Consider the following 24,576-nt stretch of genomic DNA (forward strand, 5'->3'; position numbering starts at 1 on the left):
GCGCGAATTGGTGAAGAAGGTCCTCGGCCGCCCATGGGAGTGGCCTGACCTGGCAGAATCCGGCGGCCCGGGATGTTTCACGTGAAACATCCCGGGCCGTTCGCCCACCACGTGAGACCGGCGGTCTGGACCCCCGCGCCGAGTCTGGAAGGATAGGCGCGACGATGACGTCGCCCCCAGGTCAGGGCCCGCAATAAGCACACTCCCCGCACATTCAAGGAGCCGGCAGATGCCCATCGCAACCCCCGAGGTCTACAACGAGATGCTCGACCGGGCGAAGGCAGGCAAGTTCGCCTACCCGGCCATCAACGTGACCTCCTCCCAGACCCTGCACGCTGCCCTGCGCGGCTTCGCGGAGGCCGAGAGCGACGGCATCATCCAGATCTCCACCGGTGGTGCGGAGTTCCTGGGTGGCCAGCACAGCAAGGACATGGTCACCGGCGCCGTCGCCCTGGCCGAGTTCGCGCACATCGTGGCCGCCAAGTACGACATCACCGTCGCCCTGCACACGGACCACTGCCCGAAGGACAAGCTGGACGGCTACGTACGTCCGCTGCTCGACATCTCCGCCGAGCGCGTGGCCCGCGGTCTGAACCCGCTCTTCCAGTCGCACATGTGGGACGGTTCCGCCGAGACCCTGGCCGACAACCTGGCCATCGGCCAGGAGCTGCTCGCCAAGGCCGTCGCCGCCAAGATCATCCTTGAGGTCGAGATCACCCCGACCGGTGGCGAGGAGGACGGCGTCAGCCACGAGATCAACGACGAGCTCTACACCACCGTCGACGACGCGATCCGCACCGCCGAGGCCCTCGGCCTGGGCGAGAAGGGCCGCTACCTGCTGGCCGCGTCCTTCGGCAACGTCCACGGCGTGTACAAGCCGGGCAACGTCGTCCTGCGCCCCGAGCTCCTCAAGGACCTCCAGGCCGGTGTCGCCGAGAAGTACGGCAAGGCCTCACCGTTCGACTTCGTCTTCCACGGCGGCTCGGGCTCCTCGGCCGAGGAGATCGCCACCGCGCTGGAGAACGGCGTCGTGAAGATGAACCTCGACACCGACACCCAGTACGCCTTCACCCGTCCGGTTGTGGACCACATGTTCAGCAACTACGCCGGCGTCCTGAAGGTCGACGGCGAGGTCGGTACGAAGTCCAAGTACGACCCCCGCACCTGGGGCAAGGCCGCCGAGGCGGGCATGGCCGCGCGCGTCGCCGAGGCGTGCGCGAACCTGCGCTCCACGGGCACCAAGCTGAAGTAGTCGGCCTCAGCGAGCCGCACCACCGGGCCCGGCCCCGTCCCAGGACGGAGGCCGGGCCCTTCGGCGTTCGCCCCCGACGCGCCGGGCCGCGGCGCCCGCTTCGGGCTCATCCGCCCCGGATCCGTCCCGTCCGTACGGGGACGCGGCGCACCACCGCTCAACCCGGCGCCGGCGGCCCGGCAGACTGGGGGCATGTCCATTCACCAGAACCTGCTCGGGGGCCCCGCCCCCACCCACCTGCCCGACGAGCCGGGCCGCGAGGCCATCGCCGCCGGCACCCCCGCCGTCGAGGTGGCGGCCGCGCACCCCACGTCCTCCCTCGCCTGGGCGATCCTCGCCGACGAGGCCTTCGCCGCCGGCAACACGGTCGAGTCGTACGCCTATGCCCGTACGGGTTACCACCGCGGCCTCGACGCCCTGCGCCGCGCCGGGTGGAAGGGCCACGGCCCGGTCCCGTGGGAGCACGAGCCGAACCGCGGCTTCCTGCGCGCCCTGCACGCCCTGGCCCGCGCGGCCGGGGAGATCGGCGAGAAGGAGGAGTACGCGCGCTGCTCGACCTTCCTGCGGGACTCCTCCCCGACGGCGGCGGACACGCTGAGCGCCTGAGTCCGTACGGCGGGGAGTGACACCGACCGAAATTGTGTGGTCTGCGTCACTCTCCGCTGGAGCGCCGGCGCGACGGGGTCCTATGATGCGGGCAGGGGACCGGGGCTCCACTCACCTCACGGAAGGGGCGGACCGCTACCCGGAAGCACGTGTCGAGGAGACAGCGATGTCGAAAACCCTTGATGCCTCCGGAGTCGGCGGGTCGGACACCCCGAACCTCGACTTCGACGGCACTACCCCGTACGAGGACTACGTCCAGGCGGACGTCCTCACCCACCTCCAGCACCTGCGCTCGGACGACCCGGGCGAGATGGTCTTCCTGGTCACGACCCAGGTCATGGAGCTGTGGTTCACGGTCATCGTCCATGAGTGGGAGACCGCCGCGACGGCCCTGCGCGAGGACCGCATCCCGGTCGCGATGGATGCGCTGAAACGTTCACTCCGCGAGCTGGAGGCCCTCAACGCCTCCTGGCGCCCGCTGGCGCAGCTCACCCCGGGCCAGTTCAACGCCTACCGCGCCGCCCTCGGCGAAGGTTCCGGTTTCCAGTCGGCGATGTACCGCCGGATGGAGTTCCTGCTCGGCGAGAAGTCCGCCTCCATGCTGGTCCCGCACCGGGGCGCCCCGCGCGTTCACGCGGAGCTGGAGAAGGCCCTGCAGGAGCCCAGCCTCTACGACGAGGTGCTGCGCCTGCTCGCCCGCCGCGGGCTGCCGGTCCCCAACGCCGTCCTGGACCGCGACCTGTCGCAGCGCTACGAGCCCTCGGCCGAGGTCGAGGCCGTCTGGACGGGCCTGTACGCCGCCCCGGACGACAACGAGACCCTGGACCTGCACCGCCTCGGCGAGGTCCTCACCGATGTCGCCGAGCTCGTCTGGCGCTGGCGCAACGACCACCTGGTCGCCACCCGCCGCGCCATGGGCGCGAAGACCGGCACGGGCGGCTCGGCCGGCGTGACCTGGCTGGAGAAGCGCGCCACGAAGAACGTCTTCCCGGAGCTCTGGACGGCGCGCAGCTATGTCTGACGACTCCACGGGCACAGCGGCGGACCTGCGCGGCCGCGCGGCCGCGCTGGACGCCGCCGACGGGCTCGCGAAGCTCCGCGAGCGCTTCACCCTCCCCGACGGGGTCGTCTACCTCGACGGCAACTCCCTCGGCGCCCTGCCGGCCGGTGTCGCGCACACCACCGCCGACGTGGTCGCCCGGCAGTGGGGCGAGCTCCTCATCCGGTCCTGGGACGAGAGCGGCTGGTGGACGGCGCCCGAGCGGATCGGCGACAAGCTGGCCCCGCTCATCGGCGCGGCCCCCGGCCAGGTGGTCGTCGGCGACTCCACCAGCGTCAACCTCTTCAAGGCCCTGGTAGGCGCCGCCCGTCTCGCGGCCCCCGGCCGGACCAGGCTGCTGGTCGACGCCGCGACCTTCCCCACCGACGGCTACATCGCGCAGTCGGCGGCCCGGATGACGGGTCTGACCGTCGTCCCGGTGGACCCCTCGCACGCGGCCGGGGCGATGGACGCGGACACCGCCGTGGTCCTCCTCAACCACGTCGACTACCGCAGCGGACGGCTCCACGACCTCCCCGCCCTCACCGCGGCGGCCCGCGCCGCCGGGGCGGTCACGGTCTGGGACCTGTGCCACTCCGCCGGGGCCCTCCCGGTCGGCGTGGACGAGCACGGCGTCGACCTCGCGGTGGGCTGCACGTACAAGTACCTCAACGGCGGCCCCGGCGCGCCCGCGTACCTGTACATCGCCGACCGCCACCAGGCCGGCTTCGACTCCCCGCTCCCGGGCTGGAACGGTCACGCGGACCCCTTCGCGATGACCCCGGCCTTCGAGGCGGCCGAGGGCGCGACCCGCGGTCGCGTCGGCACGCCGGACATCCTGTCCATGCTGGCCCTGGAGTCGGCGCTCGACGCCTGGGACGGGGTGTCCGTCGAAGACGTACGGGCCAAGTCCCTCGCCCTGACCGACTTCTTCCTCGCCTGCGTGGCCGCGTACGTCCCGCACGGCCGGGTCGAGTCGGTGACCCCGGACCAGCACGAGCGCCGCGGCAGCCAGATCTCGCTGCGGACCGAGAACGCCCGCGAGGTCATGGGCGAGCTCATCTCCCGGGGCGTCATCGGCGACTTCCGCGCGCCCGACGTCCTGCGCTTCGGCTTCACCCCGCTCTACGTCGGTTTCGCCGACGCCGAGCGTGCCGCACGCACACTGGGTCACATTTTCGGGTGACTCGGTAGCGAAACGTCACATCACCGGGCGGGCGGGGCTACGGCTCCGTCCGCCCGGTCATATTCCGGGCCCCGCACGGAACGGCCTGTTCCGGACTGATACGGTCCCGCTCTGCCGGATCACCGGAACATCTGTCCCCGCTGTCCCACGCGTTACCGAGAGGTTGAGCCGATGACGGACCCCGCCGCAGTGGAACGGGACGCCGCGGAGGCCGCCTCGGCCTTCGCCCACCCGGCCGTGGCGCCGGACGTGACCGCCGCGTACGGGGAACACCCCGACCACGTCGTCGACTTCTACGCCCCGCGCGGCGAGACCCGGGGACCGGCCCCGCTGGTGGTGCTGCTGCACGGCGGCGCGTGGCGGGCCCCGTACGACCGGCAGCACGTCACACCCTTCGCGGACTTCCTGGCCCGGCGGGGTTTCGCCGTCGCCAATGTCGAGTACCGGCGCGGTAGTTCCCTGCCGCACCAGAACGCGGAGGGGCCGGTCGCAGGGCGCTGGCCGGAGACCTTCGACGACGTCGCCGCCGCGATGGACGCCCTTCCGGCGCTGGCGTCCGCCGCCCTCCCGCAGGCCGACGTCCGCCGCACGGTCGTCACCGGCCACTCGGCGGGCGGTCACCTCGCACTGTGGGCCGCGGCCCGGCACGTGCTCCCGTACGACTCCCCGTGGCGGTTGCCCGCCCCGCCGAAGCTGCGCGGTGTGGTGGCGCTGGCCCCGATCGCGGACTTCGCGGTCGCGGAGGAGCTGGGTGTGTGCGGCGGCGCGAGCGCGCAGCTGCTGGGCGGGGCGGACCACTGGGAGGAGCGGCTGCCGTGCGCCGATCCGGCGGCGCTGCTGCCGACCGGGATCGCCACGGCGGTGGTCCAGGGCCGGGACGACATCGTGGTGCCGCAGCAGGTGGCCGAGGCGTATGTGGCGGCGGCCGCCCAGGCGGGGGAGACGGTGGGGCTGACGCTGCTGGACGCGGTCGGTCACTTCCCGCTGATCGACCCGGCGGCGGACGCGTGCGCGGTGGTCGCCGAGGAGATCTCGCAGCTGGCCTGGTAGAGCCGAGCCGTCCCCCGGCCCGCCTCCACGATCCGGCCCCGGCCGCCCCCTGACCCGCCCTCTGACCCGCCCCCTGGTCCGGCCCGAAAGTCGGCGTAGGGGTGGCTTGATCCATGTGTACGCTGATCATGTTTGCTCTGATCGCGTTCAAAAATGAAAAAATGGGGGGCCGGTGCGCAATCGCCGACTCGTAATGACCGCTGCCCTCGTGGCGGCGGGTCTCGGTGTCATCCCGGGCACGGCTTCGGCCGCAGAGGGGCCGACCGGGCCGACCAAGCCCGTCGCCTCGCCCGGTGCGGCGAAGGCCGGGGCATCCGCACGCGAGACGTTCAGCAGCCCCGCCGGCCGTACGGTCCGCACGGGGCTGCCCACCGGCGGGAACAAGGTCGCGGGGGACCACCAGGGGGTGTCGGTGGGGATCGACGCCCGGAGCCACACCGCGCACGGGCTCGAGGTCACTTCCAAGATCACGGGTCCGGACTCCGTACTCGATGTCGTCGTCGACTGGGGCGACGGCACGACGGAGAAGACGACGATCAAGGGCTCCGGCGAGCTCTTCCACCGCCACACCTACGCCGAGGTCGGCGAGTACAAGGTCAAGGTGACGGCCACCGACGTCGCCAACGCCATCGCAGGCTCCAACGACATCATGATCATGACCATCGGTTCCGAGTTCACCCCGCACGCCCCGACCCGGCTGCTGGACACGCGCAACGGAACAGGCACCACGGCGGGCAAGGTCGCGGCGCGCGGCACGACCCGAGTGAAGGTGGCGGGCAACGCCGAGATCCCCGGCGAGGTCAGGGCGGTCGCCCTCAACGTCACGGTCACCAACACCTCCATCGCCGGGCACATCACGGCGTGGCCGGGCAAGGGCACGGAGCGGCCCGACACCTCGAACATCAACTACGTGGGCGGTCAGTCCGTCCCGAACCTGGTGATCGTGCCGGTGGGCACCGACGGCTACGTGGAGCTCTACAACGCGGGCTGGGGCGCCGTCGACCTGATCGCCGACGTCACGGGCTACTTCACCCGCACCCCGTCCAGCGGATACACCTCGCTGGACCCGGTGCGCTTCGTCGACACCCGTGAGGGCCTCGGCGCGCCCAAGTGGCAGCTCGCCGGGCAGGGTGTGTTCACCACGCAGATCGGCGGCCTGCGCGGTGTGCCGAAGGGCATCACGGCCGTGGCGCTGAACGTGACGGTGACCAACCCGCAGCAGCTCGGTCACCTGTCCGTCTTCCCGGCCGGGGGTCCGGTCCCGACGGCGTCCAACCTGAACTTCGCGGCCGGTCGGACCATCGCGAACTCGGTGATCGTGCCGGTCTCCGCCAACGGCGAGATCAGCGTGTTCAACGGTGCCTGGGGTCCGACCGACGTCGTGGTCGACGTGGTCGGCTACTACAGCAAGGACAGCAAGGCCGCCTTCGTGCCGTTCACGCCGCGCCGGATGCTCGACACCCGCGACCCGGGCGGCTGGTGGCCGGGCGGCCGCCTGCCGGCCCGCGGCCACATCTCGCAGTGGGTCACCGGCGAGGCGCAGGGCGACGAGGCGTACGTCCTGAACACCACCGTCACCGAGACGGCGGACTCCGGCTTCCTCTCGGTGGCGCCGAGCCCCTTCCCGTGGCTGGTGAACGACGACCCGAACGCGCCCGAGCCGCCGCGTCCCGGCGCCTCCACGCTGAACTGGACGGCCGGCAGGACCGTTCCGAACCTGGTGCAGGCGAGCGCCGGTGAGCACGGCATCATCAATTTCTGGAACCAGGGCTGGAAGGACGCGGACCTGGTCGTCGACATCTTCGGCGTCTACGAGAACGACTGATGCGCCGGTGAACGGGTGGGAGGGCGGTGCGCGAGAGCGTGCCGCCCCTCCCACCCGTTGGCGCACCGGGGCCGAAGAGGGCAATGTGCTCACTGCCGGACAGAATCACGCCAACTCCCCGCGCTTGTATGTAAATTACTGATCGCTCCAGGAAGATCTGTGTACTCTGGAGGCTCAATACTGAGCGCGTTCAAAAAAATGGGGGGGCCGGTGCGCAGTCGCCGTCTCGTAATTTCCGTTGCCGTCATCGCGGCCACGATCGGTCTCGTTCCGGGTATGGCGCAGGCGGCCGAGCCCGTCTCGCCGCCGCCCGTCTCGGCGCCGAAGCTCGACCTCGGCAAGGCCGCGGCGTCGAACTTCAAGACCTTCAAGAGCCCGGCGGAGAAGTCGGTCCGCAAGGCGCTGCCGGCTGCCAAGGGGAAGGCAGCCGCCGCCGCGGGCAACCCGGACCTGAACATGGTCCTGTCGGCCACCAGCAAGAGCGCCCACGGCGTGGAACTGGTGACCGACCTCATCAGCGAGACCGCGTCGCTGACCGTCACCGTCGAGTGGGGCGACGGCAGGAAGGACGTCGTCGCCGCCTCCGGCGCCGGCCCGGTGACGCACCAGCACGCCTACGCGGAGCTGGGCGAGTACAACATCAAGGTCACGGTGACGGACGCCGCGAACGCGGTCGAGGTCGTCAACAACCTGGAATACGGCACCGCGGGGTCGGAGTTCACCCCGGTCGCGCCCACGCGCCTCCTGGACACCCGGACCGGCATCGGCGGGCCCCAGGGCATCGTGCTGCCCTCCGGCACCGCCCGGGTGAAGGTCGGCGGCAACGCCGGCATCCCCGAGGGGGTCACCGCGGTCGTCCTCAACGTGACCGCCACCGAGACCAACAACTCCGGCTTCGTCACCGCCTTCCCGGAGGGCGGCGAGCGCCCGATCACGTCGAATGTCAACTGGGTGGCCGGTCAGACCGTCCCGAACCAGGTGATCGTGCCGGTCGGCAAGAACGGCTACGTCGACCTGTACAACGGCAGCTGGGGCTCTGCGACCCACCTGATCGCCGACGTCAGCGGCTACTTCACACCGAAGGCGTCCAGCGGCTACACGCCGATGACCCCGGCCCGCTTCGTCGACACCCGCGAGGGCCTCGGCACCTCCCGGGGCCAGCTGGCCGGCCAGACGACCTTCAGCACGCAGATCAACGGCCTGCGCGGTGTGCCCCAGGGCACCACCGCCGTCGCGCTGAACGTCACCGTCACCAACCCGGGCAAGTACGGTCACCTGACCGTCTTCCCGAGCGGCCAGGCGGCGCCGGACACCTCCAGCCTGAACTTCGGTGCCGGTCAGACCATCGCCAACTCGGTGATCGTGCCGGTCGGCAAGGACGGCAAGGTCAGCTTCCGCAACGGCGCCTACGCCGGCGCGGACGTCGTCGTCGACGTGGTCGGCTACTACAGCCCGGACAGCAAGGGCGCGTTCGTCCCGGTCGCCCCGTTCCGCCGGCTGGACACGCGTGAGCCGCAGGACCCGTACCACGGTGCGATCCCCGGCGGCTACTTCCTGCCCGTGATCTTCTCCCCCAGCGCCGCGGACGACGGCGTCTCGGGCTACGTGCTGAACGCCACGGTCACCAACACCGCCAACAGCGGCTTCCTCTCGGTCGCCCCGGACCCGAACTCGCTCGAGGACTACCGCAACGGTACGACCGAGCCGGTCGAGGCACCGGGCTCCTCGACCCTGAACTGGCTCGGGAAGGGCCGGACCGTCGCGAACCTGGTCCAGGCGAGCTCCGGCGAGAACGGCATCGTCGACTTCTTCAACCAGAGCTGGGAGGAGTGGGCGACCACCGACCTGGTCGTCGACTTCTTCGGTTACTACGAGACCAACTAGTCCCTCCGCACCAGGGCGCCCCGGGATCCTGTCCCGGGGCGCCTTCGCGTGTCCGCCGGCCCGGGGAGCGCCCCGGCCTTCGCGGGCGCCCTCAGCCGTCCGGCCCGGTCCAGCGGTCCCGTTTTCCCGGGGCCAGGTTGGCCACCAGTTCGGCCAGGTCCTCGCAGACCTGCTCGATCTTCAGGCGCACGTTGTTCTGCTCGGTGACCAGAGCCGCCAGCAGCAGCCCGGTCAGGGCCGCCGCGCCGTTGAGCGCCTGGAGGTTGATCATGATTTCCAGGAGGGTGTGGTCGGTGAACGGCCCGGTGTGGTCGGTCGCCGCCGAGATCGTCAGGACCGATACCAGCAGGGTGACCGGCGCGCTCCCGGCGAGCTGGAAGCGCACGGCCGCCCAGATGATCAGCGGGAACACGAGGAACAGCAGCGAGAGGGTGCTCCGGGTGGCCACGAGGGTGGCGCCGACGGTGCAGAGCGCCAGGGCCGTCGCCTCGACCGCCCGGTAGGCGCCCTGGGGCAGCCGGGCCACCGTGACCCTGCGCAGGACGAGCAGCAGCGGAGTCAGTACCAGCACGCCCATCGCGTCCCCGGCCCACCAGGCCGTCCAGACCGGCCAGAACTGCGCCATCGGCAGGTCGCCGGTCAGCACCAGCGTCCACGTGCCGATCGTGGCGCTGATCAGCATGGGCAGCAGACCGCCCAGGAAGACCAGCGCCAGGGCGTCCCGCAGCCGGTCCAGCTCGACGCGGAAGTCCGCCCGGCGCAGCATCAGGTACGCGCACACCGGGGCGAGGACGTTCCCCGCGACGATGATCAGGCCGGGCGGGTCGAAATCAGTGATCCGCTCGATGGTGAGGTACGTACCGAGCGCGATCCCCGGCCAGACCCGTGGGCCCAGCCAGAGCAGGGCGGCCACCGCGACGCCGGTCGGCAGCCACAGGGGCGTGACCTCCGCGCCGTTGACGACCACGCGCTGGTACAGGCCGATCAGTCCGCCCGCGTAGTAGGCGAGCGCGACGGCGAGGATCGGCAGCAGAGCTGCGGGCAGACGTCGCCATCCCTCGGTGCGCACCACAGCATCAGACAACAGCCCGGCGCCCGGCCGGGCCGTGACACGCGCTACGGTGCGCTACCGACCGTTACCGGGCCCGGCCGCGTCGTGGCTGAGGACGAGCACGGCGGCGTCGTCGGCGTGGCCGGTGGAGTCGGCCACCTTCATCACCTCGGCGGCCAGCTCGCCCGGATCGGTGCCCGCCGCCTCCCGCACCACCTTGGCCACCCGCTCCAGTCCCACCTCGATCGGGAACTGCGGGCCCTCGACCACCCCGTCGGTGAGCAGGACGATCGACCCGGCCTTCGTCAGCCGGCGCCGGGTCACCGCGTACCCCGAGCCGGGCATCAGGTTCAGCGGCAGGCCGCCGTCGTCCTCGGCGATGCCGTACTCGCCGTCCACGGTGGCCCAGACCGCCGGAACGTGGCCGGCCCGCGCCGTCTCCAGCTCCCGGGTCTGCGGATCGAAGCGGAGCAGGCTGCAGGTCGCGAAGAGCTCGCGGTCCATGGAGAGCAGTACCTCGTTGGCCCGGCTCAGCACCTCGCCCGGATCGACGACGACGGCGGCCACGGCGCGCAGGCAGATCCGCACCTGCCCCATGAAGGCGGCCGCCTCCACGTCGTGCCCCTGGACGTCGCCGATGCAGAAGGCGAGTGCGCCCTCGGGCAGCTTGAAGCCGTCGTACCAGTCGCCGCCGATGTCCAGGCCGTGCCGGGCCGGCGAGTACCGGGCGGCGGAGCGCAGGCCCGGCAGCGCGGGCAGCGACGCCGGGAGCATCTCGCTCTGCAGCGCCTCGGCCAGGTCCACCCGGGCCTGCTGCAGCTCCACCCCGCGGCGGGCCTGGTCGGCGAGCCGCCCGAGGGTGCTGAGCAGGTCGGCGCTGGCCGCCCGCGGGGCACGGCGAGGACTCACGGAACGCTCCGAGGTGCATCCATCCGTCCGTCCCTGCTTCCGCTGCGCGAAAAGCCCGTGCACATCATATTTCCGCCTACCCGGAACCCGCCCGCCGAGACCCGGCCCGCCCCGGGGGCGGTCCCGGGCTCAGCCGGGGGCGGGCTCACGCCCTGCCGGGGCCGGGATCACCCTGCGGGGGCTCAGTCCCACTGCTCGTCGGCCAGCGAGGCGATCGGCTGCGGCTTGCCGAGGACCGCCAGGGCGATGAAGAAGTTGATCTGCCCGATCGCGATCGTGAGGGTGGCCAGGGCCTTCTCGTCGTAGTGCGCGGCTACCTCGGCGTACAGCTCGTCGCTGACCCGCTCCCGCCCGTGCGGGGCGCCCTGGAGGGTGGCCTCCACCAGGGCGAGGGCGGCGCGCTCGGCGTCCGTGAAGTAAGGGGCGTCCTGCCAGGAGGAGACGGCGTTGATGCGCTCCTCGGACTCCCCGGCCCTGCGCAGGAATCCCGTGTTCAGGATGGTCAGGTAGGTGTTGCCGACGATCTGCCCGGCCCGCAGGTGGACCAGGCTCATCGTGGTCCGCGGCACCGAGCGGTTGCCGGTGGCCCGGAAGAGGGCCGCGCTGATGTCGTTCAGCTCGGGGACGAACTCGGCCGGGTCGGGCATCCGCGAGAGGGAGGTGCTCGTCATGGCTGCTGTCCTTCGGTCGGTGTTCCCGGTTCGGTGCCCCGATCGGGGTCCACACAGCACTGACGGACGGGCGCGCACGGATGTGACGGAGGGCGGGAAAATCTTCCGGGCCCCTGCGCGCGGTCCCCGGAACGCCGAAGGGGCGGCGGGCGCGGGTGCGCCTGCCGCCCCTTCGGGGTCAGGGCCTAGAGGAACGAGTTGATCTCGATCGTCTCGGTGCGGCCGGGGCCGACGCCGATCGCGGAGATCGGGGCGCCCGACATCTCCTCCAGGGCCTTGACGTACGCCCGTGCGTTCGCCGGCAGCTCGTCGAAGGTCTTGGCCTTGGTGATGTCCTCGGACCAGCCGGGGAGGTTTTCGTAGATCGGCTTCGCGTGGTGGAAGTCCGTCTGCGAGTACGGCAGCTCCTCGACGCGCTTGCCGTCGATCTCGTACGCGACGCAGACCGGGATCTGCTCCCAGCCGGTCAGTACGTCCAGCTTGGTGAGGAAGAAGTCGGTGAGGCCGTTCACACGGGTGGCGTAACGTGCGATCGGCGCGTCGAACCAACCGCAGCGGCGGTCACGTCCGGTGGTCACGCCGCGCTCGCCGCCGATGCGGCGCAGGTCCTCGCCGTCCTGGTCGAACAGCTCGGTCGGGAACGGGCCCGCGCCGACTCGGGTCGTGTAGGCCTTGAGGATGCCGATGACACGGCTGATCTTCGTCGGGCCCACGCCGGTGCCGGTGCAGGCGCCGCCGGCGGTCGGGTTGGACGAGGTGACGAAGGGATAGGTGCCGTGGTCGACGTCGAGCAGCGTGCCCTGGCCGCCCTCGAACAGCACGACCTTGTCCTCGTCCAGCGCGTTGTTGAGGATGAGGGTGGTGTCGGCGACGTACGGCTTGATCTGCTCCGCGTACTGGAGCATCTCCTCGACGATCTGGGCGGCGTCGATCGCACGGCGGTTGTACAGCTTCGCGAGGAGCTGGTTCTTGCCCTCGAGCGCCGCCTCGACCTTCTGGACCAGGATCGACTCGTCGTAGAGGTCCTGGACGCGGATGCCGACGCGGTTGATCTTGTCCGCGTACGTCGGGCCGATGCCGCGACCGGTCGTACCGATCTTGCGCTTGCCCAGGAAACGCTCGCCGACCTTGTCGAGGGTGACGTTGTACGGCGTGATCAGGTGCGCGTTGCCGCTGAGGAGCAGCTTGGAGGTGTCGATGCCGCGCTCGTTGAGGCCGCGCAGCTCGGAGAGCAGGACGGCCGGGTCGACGACGACACCGTTACCGATGACCGGGGTGCATCCGGGGGAGAGGATGCCGGAAGGGAGAAGGTGCAGCGCGTACTTCTGGTCGCCTACGACGACCGTGTGGCCGGCATTGTTGCCGCCCTGGTAGCGCACTACATAGTCAACGGATCCACCGAGCAGGTCGGTGGCCTTTCCCTTGCCCTCGTCACCCCACTGAGCTCCGAGCAGCACAAGAGCGGGCACAGGCGTACACCTCTTCCGGATGGGGCATGTCCAAGGTCAGGGGGCGTACGACGATGTACACCGCAGGCTGAGCCGTCGGACCGGTACCCCGGAATAGACGAAGGCCCTGGCGCAATAGCGCAAGGGCCTCTTGCACAAAGATGCTACCCGAGGAAGGACCGAGGTGTCGGCTCCAGAGCCCACCATGAGCCAAGCGGGCGCGCCGGTAGGCGGTCTGCTCGTGCTCGTCGACCCGGTCGCCCGCCGTCTTGACGGCGAGTCCGTGCGGATCGCGAAGGATGTGTTGTCAGCGGGCGCGGCAGCGAAAATCTGCCTCCCGGATTCGCAGGAGGAATTTGCGCGGGCTCTCGCCCGCCGGGGTCATCGGCGGCTGGTGATCGTCGGTGACGACCGGGCCCTGGTGCGCACCGTGGGGCTGCTGCACCGGGAGCGGGGGCTGGGCGAGGGACCCCTGGCACTGGTTCCGGTGGGCCCTGTGGGGTCGCTGGGGCTGGCGCGGTCCCTCGGCGTGCCCCTTTCGGCCGTCGCCGCGGCCCGGACGGTGCTCGACGGGTCGGTGCGGATCTGCGACCTGCTGGTCGACGACAGCGACGGGGTGGTGCTGGGAGCGGTGCGGATCCCGCCGGTGCAGGGGGTCCCGCGGCCCTCCGGGCCGTCGGTGTGGAGCGCCTACCGTTCGCTGGTGCGGACGCTGGTCCGCCCGGTGGTGGCGGCCGGCGGCTCGGGCACGGGCCGGCACCGGCTTCGGGTCGAGGCCGACGGGGTGGTGCTGGCCGACCTGGACCGGCCCGTGGAGGACGTCTCGGTTCGCACGCGGGACGACGGCGGCCCGGCGGAGGTCGTGGTCCGGACCGGCGGCGGCGCGGCCGACTCGACGGTCACGGCCCGGGCGAAGACGGTGACGGTGTCGGGCGCGGACTTCCGCTACCGCGCCGACGCGGCGATGACCGGTCCGGTCCGCCGCCGTACGTGGACCCTGCGCCCGGGGGCATGGACCCTGACCGTGCCCCGGTAGCGCCGGGGGCGGGGCCCGTACGGTCGCCGACCATGCCAGGCAGCACCCCGGACCCCTGCCACCGCAGCGGCGCCGGCGGGAGGGCCCGGGGTGCGGGCGGCGGCTCAGGCCCCGACGTACGCCGCGAGGTGCTCGGCGGTGAGGGTGGAGCGGTCCGCCACGAGGTCGGCGGGGGTGCCCTCGAAAACGATCCGGCCGCCGTCGTGACCGGCGCCGGGACCCAGGTCGATGATCCAGTCGGCGTGGGCCATGACCGCCTGGTGGTGCTCGATCACGACGACCGACTTCCCGGAGTCGACCAGCCGGTCGAGCAGGCCGAGCAGCTGCTCCACGTCGGCGAGGTGCAGGCCGGTGGTCGGCTCGTCGAGCACGTAGACACCGCCCTTCTCCGCCATGTGGGTGGCCAGCTTGAGCCGTTGGCGCTCGCCGCCGGACAGCGTGGTGAGCGGCTGGCCGAGGCTGAGATAGCCGAGCCCGACGTCGGCGAGCCGGGTCAGGATGCGGTGCGCGGCGGGGGTGTGCGCCTCACCGTCGCCGAAGAACTCCACGGCGTCGGTCACCGACATCGCGAGCACCTCGCTGATGTCGCGGCCGCCGAAGTGGTACTCCAGCACCGAGGCCTCGAACCGCTTCCCCTCGCACTCCTCGCAGGTGGTCGTGACCCCGGCCATCATCGCCAGGTCGGTGTAGATGACGCCGGCGCCGTTGCAGTTGGGGCAGGCACCCTCGGAGTTGGCGCTGAACAGGGCCGGCTTCACCCCGTTGGCCTTGGCGAAGGCCTTGCGGATCGGGTCGAGCAGCCCGGTGTACGTCGCCGGGTTGCTCCGGCGCGAGCCGCGGATCGCGCCCTGGTCGATCGAGACCACGTCCGCATCCGGGGAGAGGGACTTGTGCAGCAGCGAGCTCTTGCCGGAACCGGCGACGCCGGTGACGACCGTGAGCACGCCGAGCGGGATGTCGACGTCGACGTCGCGCAGGTTGTTCGCGCTCGCGCCGCGGATCTCCAGCGCGCCCGTGGACTCGCGCACCGACGGCTTGAGCTTCGCCCGGTCGTCGAGGTGGCGGCCGGTGATGGTGCCGCTGGAGCGCAGTCCCTCGACGGTGCCCTCGTAGCAGATGGTGCCGCCCGCCGTGCCCGCGCCGGGGCCGATGTCGACGACGTGGTCGGCGATCGCGATGGTCTCGGGCTTGTGCTCCACGACGAGCACGGTGTTGCCCTTGTCGCGCAGCCGCAGCAGGAGGTCGTTCATGCGCTGGATGTCGTGCGGGTGCAGGCCGATGGTGGGCTCGTCGAAGACGTAGGTGACGTCGGTGAGCGAGGAGCCGAGGTGGCGGATCATCTTGACGCGCTGCGCCTCGCCGCCGGAGAGGGTGCCCGAGGCGCGGTCGAGGGAGAGGTAGCCGAGGCCGATCTCGACGAACGAGTCGAGGGTCAGCTGCAGGGCGGTGAGCAGCGGGGCCACCGAGGGCTCGGCGAGGCCGCGGACCCACTCGGCCAGATCGCTGATCTGCATCGCGCAGGCGTCGGCGATGCCGATCTTCTTGATCTTGGAGGACCGGGCGCCCTCGCTGAGCCGGCTGCCCTCGCACTCGGGGCAGGTGGCGAAGGTGACCGCGCGCTCCACGAAGGCCCGGATGTGGGGCTGCATCGCTTCCTTGTCCTTGGACAGGAAGGACTTCTGGATCTTGGGGATGAGGCCCTCGTAGGTGAGGTTGACGCCCTCGACCTTGACCTTGGTGGGCTCCCGGTAGAGGAAGTCCTGCATCTCCTTCTTGGTGAACTTCGCGATCGGCTTGTTCGGGTCGAGGAATCCCGACTCGGCGTAGACCCGTACCGTCCAGAAGCTGTCGGACTTCCAGCCGGGGATGGTGAAGGCGCCCTCGGCGAGCGACTTGGAGTCGTCGTAGAGCTGGGCGAGGTCGATGTCGGAGACCGCGCCCCGGCCCTCGCAGCGCACGCACATGCCGCCGGTGCGGGAGAAGGTCGCCTTCACCGTCCTGGTCTTCTCGGCGCCGCGCTCGACCGTGATCCCGCCGCTGGCGCGGACGGAGGCGACGTTGAAGGAGTAAGCGCTGGGCGGGCCGATGTGCGGCTTCCCGAGCCGGCTGAAGAGGATGCGCAGCATCGCGTTGGCGTCGGTGGCGGTGCCGACCGTGGAGCGGGGGTCGCCGCCCATGCGCTGCTGGTCGACGGTGATCGCGGTGGTCAGGCCGTCGAGTACGTCGACCTCGGGGCGGGCCAGCGTCGGCATGAAGCCCTGTACGAAGGTGCTGTAGGTCTCGTTGATCATCCGCTGGGACTCGGCGGCGATCGTGTCGAACACCAGCGAGCTCTTGCCCGAACCGGAGACTCCCGTGAACACCGTCAGCCGGCGCTTGGGGATCTCGATGCTGACGTCCTTGAGGTTGTTCACGCGCGCGCCGTGCACACGGATCAGACCGTGGCTGTCGGCGGCGTGCGGTGTCTGCGGCTGCTGTGCCTGTGCTGTCCGACGCCCGGTCGACCGGCGGTCCGGCTCGGTGGCCCTGCTCATCGTGTCTCCCTCTCTGGGGCGGGCCGCCTGCGCGGACTCCTGCGGCAGTCGGTCCTCAGTGCTTGCGGGGCTGGTTGAAGCGGAGCATGTTGCCCGCCGGGTCGCGGAAGGCGCAGTCGCGGACGCCGTACGGCTGGTCGACCGGCTCCTGCAGCACCTCCCCGCCGGCGGCCCGGATGCGTTCGAAGGTGGCGTCGACGTCGTCGGTGGAGAAGATCACGCCGCGCAGCATGCCCTTGGCCAGCAGCTCCGCCATGGCCTGGCGGTCGGCCGGGGAGGCATTGGGGTCGGCGAGCGGCGGTTCGAGGACGATCTCCACATCGGGCTGGGCGGGCGAGCCGACAGTCACCCAGCGCATGCCCTCGAACCCGACGTCGTTGCGGACCTCCAGGCCGAGGACGTCGCGGTAGAAGGCGAGCGCCTTGTCGTGGTCGTCGACGGCGATGAAGCACTGCGAGAGGTTGATGTTCATGCCGTCGACGCTACGAGGAGGGCGTGGATTTCGCTTCTCCGATCCTGACCGGTCGCGTGAAGATCTTGGCCACGCACGCCGGGATGTCGGCGCCGTCCTCGTGGCCGCGGGCCCGGTAGGCGCTCGGGGTCTCGCCGACGAGCTCGGTGAAGCGCGAGCTGAAGGACCCCAGCGAGGTACATCCGACGGCGAAGCAGACGTCCGTGACGCTCATGTCGCCGCGCCGCAGCAGCGCCTTCGCGCGCTCCACACGGCGGGTCATGAGGTAGCTGTACGGGGTTTCCCCGAAGGCGGCGCGGAAGCTGCGGGAGAAGTGACCGGCCGACATGAGGGCGACGTTCGCGAGCGCCTGGACATCCAGCGGTTCCGCGTACTCGCGGTCCATCATGTCCCGGGCGCGGCGCAGCCGTACCAGGTCCTCCAGGTTCATGCGTTCCAGCATGGCACGCGGGCGCCGACCCGTCTGCGGGTATCGGTGCTTCCGGATTCGATCAGGGGGTGGCCGGTCGGGCCGGCCCGGCCGGTCAGTCGAGGCCGAGCGTCGCCTTGTGGGTCCGCCAGCGGTCCATCAGGCCCAGCATCTCGCCCTGCATGAATGCGAAGAAGGCCGCCGTCTCCGCGACGCGCGCTCCGGCGGGCGAGTCCGTGCCGAGGGTGGCCGCGCCCTCGCGCAGGGTCTTCTCCCACAAGGTCAGGACCTGGTCGCGGCGCGTGAAGGTCTCGTACCAGAGCTCGTTGTGCAGGACGTACCGGTCGCGCCGGGAGCCCGGTTCGCGCTCGCGGCTGACCATGTTGACCTGGGTCAGGTAGGACACGGCGCCGGACACCGCGGCCGGGCTGATCCGCAGCGCCTCGCCCAGTTCCGCCGAGGTCATCGCGGCGCCGTCGCTGGCCAGCAGCTGTGTGAAGACGCGCGCGGCCATCCGCTGCATCCCGGCCTCGGTCAGCTGTGCGGCGAACCGCTCGACGAAGCGGGAGACGGCCTCGCCGTCCCGCGCGCCGGGTTCCGTCGCGTTCCTGTTCCCGCTCGCCATGTCATCCGCCACCTCCCTGACTTTACGTGATTCTTGAGATTCCCAAACTTCACAAATTCGTGAAAGCCGCGTACGTTCGGAGGCATGGCGAAGGCAATCAGCGTTGCCGGCCTCCACAAGGCATTCGGCCGCACCCGCGCCCTGGACGGACTCGACCTCTCGGTCGCCGCCGGTGAGGTCCACGGCTTCCTCGGCCCCAACGGCGCCGGCAAGTCCACCACCATCCGGGTCCTGCTGGGCCTGCTGCGCGCCGACTCCGGCACCGCCGAACTCCTCGGCGGCGACCCCTGGGCCGACGCGGTCCCCCTCCACCGCCGCATCGCCTACGTCCCCGGGGACGTGACCCTGTGGCGCAACCTCTCCGGCGGCGAGGTCATAGACCTCTACGGGCGCCTTCGCGGCGGCCTCGACCGGACCCGGCGGGCCGAGCTCGTCGAGCGGTTCGAGCTGGACCCCACCAAGAAGGGGCGTACGTACTCCAAGGGCAACCGGCAGAAGGTCGCCCTCGTCGCCGCCTTCGCCTCCGACGCCGAACTGCTCGTCCTCGACGAACCGACCTCCGGCCTCGACCCGCTGATGGAGGAGGTCTTCCGCGTCTGCGTCGTCGAGGCCCGCGCCGCCGGGCGCACCGTCCTGCTCAGCTCGCACCTCCTCAGCGAGGTGGAGGCCCTCTGCGACCGGGTCAGCATCATCCGCAAGGGCCGCACCGTGGAGAGCGGCACCCTCGCCGATCTCCGCCACCTCACCCGTACGTCGATCAGCGCCGAGCTCGCCGCCCCGCCGAACGGCCTGGCCCGCCTGCCGGGCGTGCACGACGTGGAGGTGCGGGGGCTCAAGGTCCGCCTCCAGGCCGACACCGACAAGCTGGACGCCGTACTGCGCTCCCTCACCGCGTCCGGGTGCGGTCGCTGACCTCGACCCCGCCCACCCTCGAAGAGCTCTTCCTGCGCCACTACACCGAAGAAGCGTCCCGATGACGGACCGACTGGCGGGTACCGGGACCCTGCTGCGGCTCGCCCTGCGCCGCGACCGCGTGATGATGCCGGTGTGGGTCCTGGCGACCACGCTCCTGGTGGTGAGCATGCCCGGCTCACTGGGCAGCGTGTACGCCACCGCTGCCGAACGCGCCCGGGCCGCCGCCTCGATGAACGCCAACAGCTCCATGCGTGCCCTGTACGGACCGGTCTTCGACGATTCCCTCGGCGCCCTGCGCCGCCGCGACATGATCGCGTAGGACCCGCCCGGTGGAGATCCGGTCCTAGAACTCCACGAGCAGCTGCTTGAGCCCCCGGATGACGTACCCGTCCTGCCACTGCGGTTCCTCGACGAGCCGCAGTGGCGGCACCCCGTCCGCCAGCAGCGCCCCGAACGAGGCCTCCAACTCCCGCCGCGCCAGCGGCGCCCCGAGGCAGTAGTGGATCCCGGCCCCGAAGGTCAGGTGCGGATTGTCCGCCCGTACGAGGTCCAGCGCGTCGGGCTCGGCGAACCGCGCGGGATCCCGGTTCGCCGACCCGAACAACAGTGCGATCTCGGCTCCGCGGGGGATGACGGTGTCACCGATCCGGACGTCGTCGAGCACCCAGCGTTCGAACATCTGGAGGGGAGTGTCGTACCGCATGAGTTCATCCACAGCTGTGGACAACTTTTCGGGATCGCGGCTCGCACGGAGCGCGGCGAGCTCCGCGGGATTGCGAAACAGCGCCCACCACCCGTTGACGGTCGTGTTCACGGTGGCCTCGTGGCCGGCATTCAGCAGGAGCACACAGGTGGAGATCATCTCCTGCTCGCTGAGCCGCCCGTCCTCATCGTGAGCGGCGATCAACCCGGAGATCAAATCCTCACCGGGGCGCGTGCGCCGCTCGGCGATCAGCCCGCGCAGGTACGCGCTGAACTCGACGCTCGCCCGCACCGCGCGCCGCGCCGTCTCCTCGTCCGGCCGGAGTTCGAACATCCCGCAGATATCCGCCGACCAGGGCCGCAGCAACCCCCGGTCCGCCTCCGGCACACCCAGCAACTCCGCGATCACCGCCACCGGAAGCGGCTCGGCGACGACGCTGAGCAGATCCCCGCCCCCGTCCGCGCGCAGCCGCCCCACCAACTCCCCGGCCAGCCGCTGCACGGCGGGCACCAGCCGCTCCACCGTGCGCGGGGTGAAGGCCTTCGCGACCAGCCTGCGCACCCGCGCGTGGGCAGGATCCTCCAGGTCCAGCAGGCCGTTGCCGTTGAGCACATGGAAGGGCTCGTGCTCCGGCGGCGGCGCCTCGCGCCCGAACTCCTCGTGCGAGAACCGGTGGAGGTAGGTCCGCCCCAGCCGCCGGTCCCGCAGCAGTGCACTCACATCGGCGTAGTGCGGCACCAGCCACTGCCCGGTGGCCTCGCACCACACGGCCCGCCCCTGCTCCCGCAACTCCCGGTACGCCGGATACGGATCGGCGACGAATGCGGCATCCCACGGATCAAAGCCCATCCCCGCACCCTAAAGGCAGCCGGGCCCGATCAGGCGGGCGTCACCAAGCGGGTCTCGTACGCGTACACGGCCGCCTGCGTCCGGTCCCGCAGGCCCAGCTTCACCAGGATCCGGCTCACATGGGTCTTGATGGTGGACTCCGCGACGACCAGCCGGTCGGCTATCTCCGCGTTGGACAGCCCCTGCGCGATCAGCACCAGCACCTCCGTCTCCCGCTCCGTCAGTTCCCCCACACCCGCCGGGTCCGCGAGCTTGCGCGCCTCGGAGATCTTCGAGAACTCCACGATCAGCCGCTTGGTCACCGAGGGCGCCAGCAGGGCCTCCCCGGCCGCCACCACCCTGACCCCGTCGGCCAGCTGACGGGCCGACGCGTCCTTGAGCAGGAACCCGGAGGCCCCGGCCCGCAGCGCCTGGTACACGTACTCGTCGAGGTCGAAGGTCGTCAGGACCAGCACCTTCGCGTCCGTGTCGGCGGCCACGATCTCCCGTGTGGCCTCCAGCCCATTCATCCGCGGCATCCGGATGTCCATCAGCACCACGTCGGGCCGCAGCGCCGCCACCTGGTCGATGGCCTCCCGGCCGTCGACCGCCTCGCCGACCACCTCGATGCCGTCCATCGCGTTCAGCAGGACGGAGAACCCCTCGCGGACCATCACCTGGTCGTCGACGATCAACACTCTGATCGTCATACCGTCCCCTCCTGCCGCTCCGACGCCGACTCCGCACGGTGGGGCACCGGTATGAACACCGCCACCTCGTACCCGCCCGCGGCCGTCCGGCCGGCCGTCATCTCCCCCTCCAGCATGGCCACCCGCTCCCGCATTCCGGTGATCCCGTGCCCGGCCCCCGGCGAGGGCCGCACGTCCCCGGTCGACGGGGCATTGACGATCCGTATCCCCAGACCGCCCAGCACGTAGGAGACCTCCACCTCGGCCGCGGCTCCCGGCGCGTGCCGCAGCGTGTTGCTCAGGGCCTCCTGGATGATCCGGTACGCCGACAGCTCCACGCCCTGCGGCAGCTCCCGCACCGCTCCCGTGATCGTCTTCTCCACGCTCAGCCCGGCCTCCCGCACATTGGCCAGCAGCCCGTCCAGCGAGGCCAGCGTCGGCTGCGGGGCGTCCGGGGCCTCGTAGTCCGCGGACCGCACCACGCCCAGCACCCGCCGCAGCTCGGTCAGGGCCGCCACCGCGTTCTCCCGGATGGTGACGAACGCCGCCTCCAGCTCCGGCGGCGGGTTCTTCACCCGGTACGGCGCGGCCTCCGCCTGGATGGCCACCACCGACATGTGGTGGGCCACCACATCGTGCAACTCCCGCGCGATCGTGGTCCGCTCCTCCAGCAGCGTCCGCTTGTCCCGCTCGACGGCCGTCACCTCCTGCTGCGCGCTCACCTCCGCCTTCGCGTGCCGGCGAATCTGGATGCTGCCGGCGATCACCAGGGCGAAGGCCGAGGTCAGTGCCATCTCCGGCATGTTCGATCCCCAGCGGCCGTTGAACAGGATGGAGATCCCGGTTCCCAGCACGAGGGTGAGCGTCCACATCCAGGCCGCCACCCGGGGCCCGGTCCGCAGCGTGACGAGGACCATGACCACGATGTACGAGAAGAAGCTGCCATCGGTCCAGGGCCAGTTGATGCCACCGCCGATGCCGGCCGTCACCACCGTCATCGCTATGGCCGCCCACCACGCGCCGACCGGCCGGACCAGCGTCATCAGGACCGGCGCCGCCGTCAGCATCGTCATGGCGATCGGCCCCAGGTCGCCCCAGGCGGCCGACTGCGTGTTGAGCGAGATCGTCCCGACGAGGAAGGCCAGGAACCCCACCGCCGCATGCCGCCGCCACGGCGCGTACCGACGCAGCATCCCGGGAAGCCGGCGCACGAAGGGCCCGGAGGTATCCGCCGGCGGCAGCGGCCGGTAGGCGAAGGCATCGGTGACGAGATCCCGGCGCAGGGTCGCGATCACCTCGGATGCCAGTCGGAACTCAGGTGCCCGGGATGTCCCCCCGGTGGTCGTCTCGGTCATACACACCACCGTAGGTCCGTACCGGCTTCGTCCGCGTCGGCGCTGATGGGGATTTCCCGGGGTCCCTCTCAAGTACTACGCGGGTTCCTCAGTAGCCCGTCGGGCGGATCAGACCCGTCTCGTACGCGAACACCGCAGCCTGCGTCCGGTCCCGCAGACCGAGCTTCACCAGGATCCGGCTGACATGCGTCTTCACCGTCTGCTCGGCCAGGACCAGGTGCTCGGAGATCTCCGCGTTCGACAGGCCCTGGGCGATCAGCGACAGCACCTCGGTCTCACGCTCGGTCAACGCCTCGATCCGGGCCCGCGACGGCGCGCGCGGCGCCCCCAGCCGGGAGAACTCCGTGATCAGCCGCTTCGTGATGTTCGGCGACAGCAGCGCCTCGCCGGCGGCCACCACCCGCACCGCCTCGGCGAGCTGGTCGGCCGACGCGTCCTTGAGCAGGAACCCGGAGGCGCCGGCCCGCAGCGCCTCATAGACGTACTCGTCGAGATCGAAGGTGGTCAGCACCAGCACCTTCACTGCGGCGCCGGGAACCCCGGTGATGAGAGAGGTGGCCTCGATCCCGCCCATCCCCGGCATACGGATGTCCATCAGCACCACGTCCGGCGCCAGCTCCGCGACCTTGGCCACTGCGTCGGCCCCGTCCACCGCCTGCCCCACGACCTCTATGTCGGGTTGCGCGTTGAGAAGCACGGTGAAGCCCTGCCGGACCATCATCTGGTCATCGGCGATCATCACCTTGATCGGGGTGCTCATGTGGCTCTCTTCGTCTCTGGGTCGGGGACCGCGGACTGTTCCTGCGGATCCATCGGGAGTACGGCGCTCACCTCGTACCCCCCGTCGGGGCGCGGGCCGGCGGCCAGCTCGCCCCCCAGCATGCCTGCCCGCTCCCGCATCCCCAGCAGCCCGTGCCCCGCTCCGGGCGACGGCGGGACCGGCCTGGTCGGCGCGGTGTTCGCGACGCACAGGTGAAGGTCACGCGGCCCGTAGGCGACGCCCACCTCCACCCGCGAACCGGGCGCATGGCGCAGAGCGTTGCTCAGCGCCTCCTGCACGATCCGGTACGCGGTCAGCTCCACGCCCGGGGTCAGCGGCCGCCGTATCCCCGCGATCTCGGTCGTGACCTCCAGCCCGGCTCCCCGCACGTTGTCCACGAGACAGTCCAGCTCGGCGAGGGTCGGCTGCGGATGCTGCCGGGTCGCGGGATCGTCGGGCTGCTCGGACCGCAGTACGCCCAGCACCCGCCGCAGCTCCGTCAGCGCCTCCAGGGCGTTCTCCCGGATGCCGGCCAGATTCTCCTTGAGCTCCTCCGACGGGTTCTCCACGAGGTGCGGGGCGACCTGTGCCTGGATGGAGATCACCGACATGTGGTGGGCGACGACATCGTGCAGCTCGCGGGCGATACGGCTGCGCTCCTCCAGCAGGGTGCGCCGGGCCCGCTCCTCCTCGGTGAGGGTCTCCTGCTCGACGAGTTCGCTGCGGGCGAGCCGGGTGGCCCGCAGGGCGTATCCGAGGATCCCCACGAACCCGAAGAGGAGGGCCACCCCGCCGATGATCGTCTGGCTTTGCGGCGGTCTGAGGGAGATGTCGGCCAGTCCGTTGAGGACGAGCGTGATGCCGATGACCGAGGCGGTGACCCGGGGCGGCACCCGCAGGGCGACCATCAGGATCACGGGCGCCAGTGTCAGGGGTCCGGCGGGTGTCCAGGGCCAGGACTGCCCGTGGCCGACGTGGTCGTGGATGGCCCAGGCTGTGAGGGCCGCGGTGACAAGGCCGAGCCACCAGGCGGCGATCGGCCGGAACATGCTGAGGACGACGGACGCGGAGGTCATCAGGGACAGTCCCAGCACGGCCGAACCGAACACCTTGTAGTGATCGTTCAGCTGCATTCCCGTGAGGACACCGCAGGGAATGGCCACATAGCAGAGGACCACATGCGGCAGCCAGGCCAGCCAGCGCGGCCGCGTCATCCTCGGGAGCGGGTCCCGCTTCAGGGTGAACAACTCCCGGGCCAGGCCGCGCGGCAGGCGGATGCGTGTTCTGGCGGCGGATGGCTCGGTCTGCTGGGTCACGCCGTCCAGGCTA

General features: G+C 71.0%; 21 protein-coding genes and 2 pseudogenes. 10 read left to right on the forward strand and 13 right to left on the reverse strand.

Annotation, left to right across the window (positions count from 1 at the left end; all coding sequences use genetic code 11):
* The first annotated feature begins 229 nt into the window (after nt 1-229).
* From fbaA to ACIQZO_RS36280, 7 genes are all read left to right on the forward strand, one after another.
* Nucleotides 230-1,252, forward strand: coding sequence for a class II fructose-bisphosphate aldolase (gene fbaA / locus ACIQZO_RS36250; RefSeq protein WP_403634981.1), 1,023 nt, complete (start codon nt 230-232; stop codon nt 1,250-1,252).
* Between the two features lie 192 nt (nt 1,253-1,444).
* Entirely contained in the window at nt 1,445-1,858 is a 414-nt protein-coding gene (locus ACIQZO_RS36255) for a DUF3151 domain-containing protein (protein ID WP_403634982.1), read from the forward strand.
* 166 nt (nt 1,859-2,024) lie between these two features.
* Complete coding sequence (locus ACIQZO_RS36260; protein WP_403634985.1) at nt 2,025-2,879, forward strand: tryptophan 2,3-dioxygenase family protein; 855 nt, start codon at nt 2,025-2,027, stop codon at nt 2,877-2,879.
* Nucleotides 2,872-4,083, forward strand: coding sequence for a kynureninase (kynU, locus tag ACIQZO_RS36265; RefSeq protein WP_403634987.1), 1,212 nt, complete (start codon nt 2,872-2,874; stop codon nt 4,081-4,083). Before ACIQZO_RS36260 ends, kynU begins: the two co-directional genes overlap by 8 nt.
* Nucleotides 4,084-4,254: 171 nt before the next feature.
* Nucleotides 4,255-5,133 carry an alpha/beta hydrolase gene (locus ACIQZO_RS36270; protein WP_403634990.1) on the forward strand — a complete coding sequence of 293 codons (879 nt, stop codon included), beginning with the start codon at nt 4,255-4,257 and terminating at the stop codon, nt 5,131-5,133.
* A gap of 193 nt (nt 5,134-5,326) precedes the next feature.
* On the forward strand, nt 5,327-6,958 hold the full coding sequence (locus tag ACIQZO_RS36275) for a hypothetical protein (protein ID WP_403634993.1): 1,632 nt from the start codon (nt 5,327-5,329) through the stop codon (nt 6,956-6,958).
* Between the two features lie 210 nt (nt 6,959-7,168).
* Complete coding sequence (locus ACIQZO_RS36280) at nt 7,169-8,842, forward strand: hypothetical protein (RefSeq protein WP_403634996.1); 1,674 nt, start codon at nt 7,169-7,171, stop codon at nt 8,840-8,842.
* Between the two features lie 91 nt (nt 8,843-8,933).
* Here ACIQZO_RS36280 and ACIQZO_RS36285 read toward each other — a convergent pair whose 3' ends face one another.
* The 4 genes from ACIQZO_RS36285 to ACIQZO_RS36300 all read right to left on the reverse strand — a co-directional run bounded on the left by ACIQZO_RS36285 (nt 8,934) and on the right by ACIQZO_RS36300 (nt 12,942).
* Nucleotides 8,934-9,914, reverse strand: a complete 981-nt coding sequence (locus ACIQZO_RS36285; RefSeq protein WP_403634999.1) for an MASE1 domain-containing protein — start codon at nt 9,912-9,914, stop codon at nt 8,934-8,936.
* A 54-nt stretch (nt 9,915-9,968) separates the two neighbouring features.
* Nucleotides 9,969-10,802 (reverse strand): PP2C family protein-serine/threonine phosphatase, encoded by an 834-nt coding sequence (locus tag ACIQZO_RS36290; RefSeq protein ID WP_403635001.1) that lies wholly within the window; start codon nt 10,800-10,802, stop codon nt 9,969-9,971.
* A 182-nt stretch (nt 10,803-10,984) separates the two neighbouring features.
* Nucleotides 10,985-11,473 carry a carboxymuconolactone decarboxylase family protein gene (locus ACIQZO_RS36295; protein ID WP_403635004.1) on the reverse strand — a complete coding sequence of 163 codons (489 nt, stop codon included), beginning with the start codon at nt 11,471-11,473 and terminating at the stop codon, nt 10,985-10,987.
* A 185-nt stretch (nt 11,474-11,658) separates the two neighbouring features.
* Nucleotides 11,659-12,942, reverse strand: a complete 1,284-nt coding sequence (locus tag ACIQZO_RS36300; protein ID WP_403635007.1) for an adenylosuccinate synthase — start codon at nt 12,940-12,942, stop codon at nt 11,659-11,661.
* 184 nt (nt 12,943-13,126) lie between these two features.
* Here ACIQZO_RS36300 and ACIQZO_RS36305 point away from each other — a divergent pair, with 184 nt between their 5' ends.
* Nucleotides 13,127-13,957, forward strand: coding sequence for a diacylglycerol kinase (locus ACIQZO_RS36305; protein ID WP_403635094.1), 831 nt, complete (start codon nt 13,127-13,129; stop codon nt 13,955-13,957).
* A gap of 104 nt (nt 13,958-14,061) precedes the next feature.
* Here the strand turns inward: ACIQZO_RS36305 and ACIQZO_RS36310 are convergent, their stop codons facing one another.
* The 4 genes from ACIQZO_RS36310 to ACIQZO_RS36325 all read right to left on the reverse strand — a co-directional run bounded on the left by ACIQZO_RS36310 (nt 14,062) and on the right by ACIQZO_RS36325 (nt 17,997).
* Nucleotides 14,062-16,491: an ATP-binding cassette domain-containing protein gene (locus ACIQZO_RS36310; RefSeq protein ID WP_403635009.1), complete on the reverse strand. Its 2,430-nt coding sequence runs from the start codon at nt 16,489-16,491 to the stop codon at nt 14,062-14,064.
* A 55-nt stretch (nt 16,492-16,546) separates the two neighbouring features.
* Nucleotides 16,547-16,963: a VOC family protein gene (locus tag ACIQZO_RS36315; protein WP_403635011.1), complete on the reverse strand. Its 417-nt coding sequence runs from the start codon at nt 16,961-16,963 to the stop codon at nt 16,547-16,549.
* A gap of 10 nt (nt 16,964-16,973) precedes the next feature.
* Complete coding sequence (locus ACIQZO_RS36320; RefSeq protein WP_403635014.1) at nt 16,974-17,393, reverse strand: helix-turn-helix domain-containing protein; 420 nt, start codon at nt 17,391-17,393, stop codon at nt 16,974-16,976.
* Nucleotides 17,394-17,487: 94 nt separating this feature from the next.
* Complete coding sequence (locus ACIQZO_RS36325; RefSeq protein WP_403635096.1) at nt 17,488-17,997, reverse strand: GbsR/MarR family transcriptional regulator; 510 nt, start codon at nt 17,995-17,997, stop codon at nt 17,488-17,490.
* Nucleotides 17,998-18,081: 84 nt separating this feature from the next.
* Between ACIQZO_RS36325 and ACIQZO_RS36330 the strand changes: the two are divergent.
* Nucleotides 18,082-18,974 (forward strand): annotated as a pseudogene (locus tag ACIQZO_RS36330) (ATP-binding cassette domain-containing protein).
* A pseudogene (locus ACIQZO_RS36335) lies at nt 18,971-19,207 on the forward strand (ABC transporter permease); the annotation flags it as partial. The pseudogenes ACIQZO_RS36330 and ACIQZO_RS36335, both read left to right, overlap by 4 nt.
* A gap of 48 nt (nt 19,208-19,255) precedes the next feature.
* On the opposite strand, the gene ACIQZO_RS36340 reads toward ACIQZO_RS36335, so the two are convergent.
* From ACIQZO_RS36340 to ACIQZO_RS36360, 5 genes are all read right to left on the reverse strand, one after another.
* Nucleotides 19,256-20,464: a cytochrome P450 gene (locus ACIQZO_RS36340; protein WP_403635016.1), complete on the reverse strand. Its 1,209-nt coding sequence runs from the start codon at nt 20,462-20,464 to the stop codon at nt 19,256-19,258.
* Nucleotides 20,465-20,493: 29 nt separating this feature from the next.
* Complete coding sequence (locus ACIQZO_RS36345; protein ID WP_403635018.1) at nt 20,494-21,153, reverse strand: response regulator; 660 nt, start codon at nt 21,151-21,153, stop codon at nt 20,494-20,496.
* Nucleotides 21,150-22,487: a sensor histidine kinase gene (locus ACIQZO_RS36350; RefSeq protein ID WP_403635020.1), complete on the reverse strand. Its 1,338-nt coding sequence runs from the start codon at nt 22,485-22,487 to the stop codon at nt 21,150-21,152. Before ACIQZO_RS36350 ends, ACIQZO_RS36345 begins: the two co-directional genes overlap by 4 nt.
* A gap of 88 nt (nt 22,488-22,575) precedes the next feature.
* Nucleotides 22,576-23,247 (reverse strand): response regulator, encoded by a 672-nt coding sequence (locus ACIQZO_RS36355; protein WP_403635023.1) that lies wholly within the window; start codon nt 23,245-23,247, stop codon nt 22,576-22,578.
* On the reverse strand, nt 23,244-24,563 hold the full coding sequence (locus ACIQZO_RS36360) for a sensor histidine kinase (RefSeq protein WP_403635025.1): 1,320 nt from the start codon (nt 24,561-24,563) through the stop codon (nt 23,244-23,246). Before ACIQZO_RS36360 ends, ACIQZO_RS36355 begins: the two co-directional genes overlap by 4 nt.
* Nucleotides 24,564-24,576 lie beyond the last annotated feature (13 nt).

Source organism: Streptomyces sp. NPDC097617, assembly GCF_044761485.1.
Classification (GTDB): Bacteria; Actinomycetota; Actinomycetes; order Streptomycetales; family Streptomycetaceae; genus Streptomyces.